This window comes from Micromonospora sp. KC213 (genome assembly GCF_004348325.1).
Classification (GTDB): Bacteria; Actinomycetota; Actinomycetes; order Mycobacteriales; family Micromonosporaceae; genus Micromonospora.
The window spans coordinates 1-4,742 of record NZ_SMKF01000279.1 but is presented as its reverse complement, the minus strand read 5'-3'; the positions used below and the strand labels follow the sequence as shown (position 1 = coordinate 4,742).

Genomic DNA, 4,742 nt, shown 5'->3' with positions numbered 1-4,742 from the left:
CCACCCCCACGACGCAGGCCACCCCGCCCGCGGACAACCCGCTCTGAGCGGACAGGCCGACGTCAGGCGGCCCGCCGGCCGGGAAGCCGGGCGGGCCGCCACCGGTTCGGCTCAGGCCACGCCGCGCGAGGTCTCACCGCAGCAGGTCTCGTTGCCCCAGTACTGGTAGACCAGGACCTCGACCGTCCGTCCGTCCGGCACGTTCTCCGAGCCGTACTTGCAGCCGTCCGAGGAGTTCGAGTCGGTGACCGTGAACTCAAGCTCCCAGAACCCGCCCGAGGAGTTGTACGAGTACAGGGCACCCTTGATGCCCCGGCCGTCGGCGCTCATGTCGCAGACCTTGAGGCTGTCGCCGTCGTGGTACCAGACGGCCTGCCCCCGGGCGATGCTGTTGGAGTACGTCCAGGCCATCGCGTTCTCGCCGGCCATGGCCGGCGACGCGGCGACCGTGACCGAGGTGACCACGGCGAGCAGTGTCGCGGCCGTGAGGGATGCGATCCGACGCAGCATTCCGTTTGTCCTTTCTGGTGGGACTGACACCTCACTCTACTTCCGGCATAAGCGCCACTCTGGACGGTCCCCTGTAGATGGTCTGCAACCGCAACTATGGGTCATATGGGGATGACACACAGTGTCGAGTCGGAGGGCGGGCAGGGACGTGAGCGGCGCTTTCGATCCCGCGCTGCCGTGTGCCGGCATCACGCAGGCATGCCACCGGCCGGTGATTGGCTCTCGGCTCGGAACCGCGGGCCAGGAAGGGTGCGAAGCTGTGACGCCCCGCTGGAAGGAGTGGTGATGCAGGTAGCCGTGGTCACCTTCGACGGGTTCAACGAGCTCGACAGCTTCATAGCCTCGGCACTGATCAACCGGTGCCGAAAGGACGGCCTGGCGGCCTTCATCACGACGCCGACGCCGGTGGTCACGTCGATGAACGGCGTCGAGGTGACCGGGCAGCGCCCCGTGGAGTTCGTGACCGAAGCCGACGTCGTGCTGATCGGTAGCGGGGTGAAGACGCGAGACGTGGTCGCCGATGACCGGCTGATCTCCAGACTGCCGCTCGACCCTGCGCGGCAGCTGATCGGTGCGCAGTGCTCCGGCGCGCTGGTGCTCGCCCGGCTCGGGTTGCTGGATGACATGCCCGCCTGCACGGACCTGAAGAGCCGGCCCTATGTCGAATCCTGCGGCGTCACCGTGCTGGACGCGCCGTTTTACGCCGAGGGAAACATCGCTACGGCGGGCGGCTGTCTGGCGTCACAGTACCTCGCCACCTGGGTGATCACCCGAATGCTCGGGGAGGACGCCGCCCGCGATGTCCTCGACTACGTGGCCCCGGTCGGCGAGAACCAGGAGACGGTCGAGCGCGCCCTGCGCGCCGTCCACACATCACACGCGGCCCAGGCGCTGTGAAGGATGAGGCGGCCAGAGCCCGAGAGCCAGCAGCTCCTCCGCCCCCACGACCGATGAAACGGGCGTACGCCCGGCCAGCCAGATCGCTGGTCACGTGAGCCTCAGCCCGCGTTTCGGCGGGGCAGGGAGGTCAGCAGCGGGTCCAGCCCCGCAGTGTCAAGTGGCGGCAACACGCGGGTATGCGTTCACGCTCGCTGGGCGAGTTCTGCCGCCTCGGCAAGCAGCGCGTCCAACTCCGCGTCACTGAAATCCTCTTCCGTGAGGATCTTCTGGATGGTGGCGGCCTGGATCCGGCCGATCATGTCTTGACTGATCGAGTAGTCGACCGACGGGTCGATGATCGACAGGATCAGCCGTTCGGCGGCGTCGGGTTGAATGTCAGGGCTGTCCTCACCGAGACCAGCACGCAGATCACCGACGAACTTGATGACCTCCGGCGGCCCTGCTGCGGTGCCGAAGCGACGATCAACCGCCACGAAGAAAAGGGCCGCCAGGAACCGGGGGAAGCCGTCCCAGCCATCGGCGTCCAGCCGGGCCTCAACGACGTCGTTCGCGGCATAGTCACCCCGAATCATCGTCCGGACGTAGTCCAGCAGATCAGGATTGATCATCATCGTCCCGTTTCCTGGCTCGTCGGTCCCTGCCATGGTTCCACACCGCCTTAGCGACCACCGCCAGCGCACCCGCCGCCATGACGGCCGCCGTCACAGGGTTGTCGACCTGAGGGCGCTCCTGAGCGGGAGCATGCTGCTGAGGTGTCGTTCCCGTGGCAGTGCCGCCCTGATCGCGGTGCTGCTGCTTGAGGAACTTGAACACCTCCTTCGCACTGGTCTCGGCATTCTTGAGGCTGTCCTCAGTGTCGTCGGCCTTCTGGACCTGCCTGCGCCAGGCGATGTCGGCCCGGCGTCCACGGGCTTCCGCCTCGGTGACCAGGCGCTCGCCAGAGGGAGCCGCATTCTCTGCCGGGACCTCGGACGGCGCGGCACCAGGAGCGAGGACATTCACGTAAGCGCTGATATGCCGGGCGGCGTCCGCCAGTAGGCGGGCGTAACGGCCCGCCTTGTCCCGGGCTACTTCGATGTCAGCCACAGCGGCCTTAAGTGGTTGGTCGCTGCTACCACCCCGAACCTCTGCCACGTGCGCGAACGCCTGTTCGGCTTCCGCCTGTGCCCGCAGGGCGGTCACGGCTGCCTCGTCCAGCCTTTCCCTGATGGCAAGGAGTTGCGCGACGGCTTCGCCGACGCCGGTCATCCGAGTCGGGAAAGGTAGTCGCCGATCTTCTCAGCAGCAGCGTCGAACCGGCGACGAATGGGTGCCACCTCGGCCGCAGCGGAGGCGAGCGCCTGATGAATGCGCGTCACCTCTTCATGCTGGCCGCCTCGCAGCACGCCGGCTGCTTCTCCGGTGGCGGACTCGGCCTGAGAGACAGCCTGGTCGAGAACTCTACGGCCCTGCCGCATGGCCTCAACGGCAGCGCCCAGGGTCGCTTTGACTTCACCGACGCTCATAGTCGCCCGCCATCAGAGCTGAGAGCCAGAACGCCAGTCATCGACACCATCATTTGGCGCAGCGCCGCGAAGCTGGACCTGGGACATAACACTCTCCGAACCATCCCACCTGCCCGACCACACGCAGGTGACCGGATGGACACTATCGGGAATCGACGCAGATCGCAGCCCTCGGCATTACCCGAACCCTGCTGACGACCGCATGATCACTTTGGGTCGTCAGAACGATCACGCACGAAGACCCCGAGACCCTGGTGGCCCTCAACCAGGCCCTCGGCGCGCAACGTCAACATTGCCGAGCGGATGACCTGAGTGGAGACGTCGTAGTGGGCGCAGAGTTCGGAGATCGACGGCAGCTTGTCACCAGGCTTCAAGTCGCCGGAACGGATCCGGTCTCGGATCTCGCTAGCGATACGGACGTAGTGCGGCGTAACGGACATGGCAGTGCTCCCTCGTCGGCACCACCATCTGACCACCCCTCGCTTGTGACATCAAGTTCTTGGTGTTCCAGGCTTGCACTTATGATACTAGGCATCATATGTTGGAGCCGAGGCGGCCCTCGTCGGCAAACAAGGGCGACTCACCCTCCGGGGCTCACCCGGAACAGCGCTGGGGCAGCACGTGTCCACGACCCGGAACCCCCTCCGGGCCGGCCGCCGTGCTGCCCCGGCATCCCCACCCACGACAAGGAGATCCCCACCATGACGGACTCGGACGTGCCCGCCGCCAGCGCGATCTGGGCGGCCGAGCAGGTCACCGGTGAGCTGCGCGAGACGTACCTCGCGGTCGCCGCCGCCACGGTGCTGCTGGAACGGTTGAGCGCGGGCTGCGCGCACCCCGCCATCCGGCAGGCCCGGCGCAGCGGCGAGGACGCCCTCGACCTGGCCGGCGACGCGGAACAGCAGCTCAGAGACGGAGTCGGTCGGCTGCGCGCCGAGGCCGGCAGCGAAGAGCCGGTCACCATCGGTGGACTGGTGGCGGCGCTGGACATCGTGCGGGACCGGTTGGGCGCGGCGGCCACCCGGATCGGGCGGTTCCCGGCCCGGATCACCACCGCCGGGCAGCAGCTCCTCGACGCGGACCGGCCCGGCCTGCTCGACGATGCGGTGACCGAGCAGTGGCAGCAGGCCGCCGGGCAGCTCGACCTGATGGCCGAGAGCCTGACGGCGGCCGTCGCCGCGCTGGCGGCGTACACCGGCGGGTTGTCCGGCGCGGAACCCGCGACCACCTGAGGGGCCGACCCGCAACAGACGGGCCCGGGGTGGGTGCCGGGCTCCGGCCGGTACGCCCCGCGCGCGGTCGTGCCGGTCGACCCCGCCCGCCCCGGTGCCGCAGCCCGGCCCGACCGAACCACGGCACCCCCGACGGACACGAAAGGAGAGACAGTTGTGATCTACCGAGCCATGCAACGCCTGCTGCCGCAGCACGTCCGCGCCGCCACCTTCGATTACCGCCGGTGGCGCGGCCTCGACCCTCAACAGGTGTACGCCTACCTCGACCGGCTCGCCGACGAGCTGGAACGGCTCACCCGCGACCTGCGCATCGCCAACACCGAGGGTGAGCGGATTCGCCAGGCGTTGCGGCAGTGGCAGTCACGGCACGCCAACTGCCGGCACACCCAGGTGACCTCGAACGGCCGGTGGCACCGGTGAACGAGCCGCACTGGGTCATTCACCTGCCGACCACGCTGACCAGCGCCGACGAGGCCGCCGCCCTGGCCATGGCGCTGCGCCGCTCCCTCGGTCACGTGCTCGCCATCGACTTCGGCGAGACCACCCTCTCCGAGGAGGACCGCCAGTCCGTGCGTACCCGGGTCTGGTGCAACAC

9 protein-coding genes are annotated in these 4,742 nt (G+C 68.2%); 4 read left to right on the top strand and 5 right to left on the bottom strand.

Annotated elements, in window-relative coordinates; genetic code table 11:
• Positions 1-111: 111 nt before the first annotated feature.
• A complete protein-coding gene (locus E1166_RS29570; protein ID WP_132343118.1) occupies positions 112-510 on the bottom strand; it encodes a hypothetical protein in 399 nt (132 codons plus the stop codon).
• A gap of 285 nt (positions 511-795) precedes the next feature.
• On the opposite strand from E1166_RS29570, the gene E1166_RS29565 reads away from it, so the two are divergent.
• Positions 796-1,407, top strand: coding sequence for a DJ-1/PfpI family protein (locus E1166_RS29565; RefSeq protein WP_132343117.1), 612 nt, complete (start codon positions 796-798; stop codon positions 1,405-1,407).
• 185 nt (positions 1,408-1,592) lie between these two features.
• Here E1166_RS29565 and E1166_RS29560 read toward each other — a convergent pair whose 3' ends face one another.
• The 4 genes from E1166_RS29560 to E1166_RS29545 form a co-directional block, all read right to left on the bottom strand.
• Positions 1,593-2,021 carry a hypothetical protein gene (locus tag E1166_RS29560; protein ID WP_243706488.1) on the bottom strand — a complete coding sequence of 143 codons (429 nt, stop codon included), beginning with the start codon at positions 2,019-2,021 and terminating at the stop codon, positions 1,593-1,595.
• Positions 2,005-2,658: a hypothetical protein gene (locus E1166_RS29555; protein ID WP_132270948.1), complete on the bottom strand. Its 654-nt coding sequence runs from the start codon at positions 2,656-2,658 to the stop codon at positions 2,005-2,007. The genes E1166_RS29560 and E1166_RS29555 overlap by 17 nt, the downstream gene beginning before the upstream one ends.
• A complete protein-coding gene (locus tag E1166_RS29550) occupies positions 2,655-2,915 on the bottom strand; it encodes a hypothetical protein (protein WP_132270947.1) in 261 nt (86 codons plus the stop codon). The genes E1166_RS29555 and E1166_RS29550 overlap by 4 nt, the downstream gene beginning before the upstream one ends.
• A 206-nt stretch (positions 2,916-3,121) precedes the next feature.
• Positions 3,122-3,355 carry a winged helix-turn-helix domain-containing protein gene (locus tag E1166_RS29545; protein WP_132270946.1) on the bottom strand — a complete coding sequence of 78 codons (234 nt, stop codon included), beginning with the start codon at positions 3,353-3,355 and terminating at the stop codon, positions 3,122-3,124.
• Positions 3,356-3,616: 261 nt separating this feature from the next.
• Here E1166_RS29545 and E1166_RS29540 point away from each other — a divergent pair, with 261 nt between their 5' ends.
• The 3 genes from E1166_RS29540 to E1166_RS32390 all read left to right on the top strand — a co-directional run.
• The gene (locus E1166_RS29540; protein WP_132343116.1) at positions 3,617-4,147 is read left to right on the top strand and encodes a hypothetical protein; all 531 of its coding nucleotides are present in this window, start codon (positions 3,617-3,619) and stop codon (positions 4,145-4,147) included.
• A gap of 171 nt (positions 4,148-4,318) precedes the next feature.
• Positions 4,319-4,567, top strand: coding sequence for a DivIVA domain-containing protein (locus tag E1166_RS29535; RefSeq protein WP_132343119.1), 249 nt, complete (start codon positions 4,319-4,321; stop codon positions 4,565-4,567).
• Positions 4,555-4,742 (top strand): hypothetical protein (locus E1166_RS32390; RefSeq protein ID WP_132343115.1); only part of this gene is annotated, 188 nt, incomplete at its 3' end. The genes E1166_RS29535 and E1166_RS32390, both read left to right, overlap by 13 nt.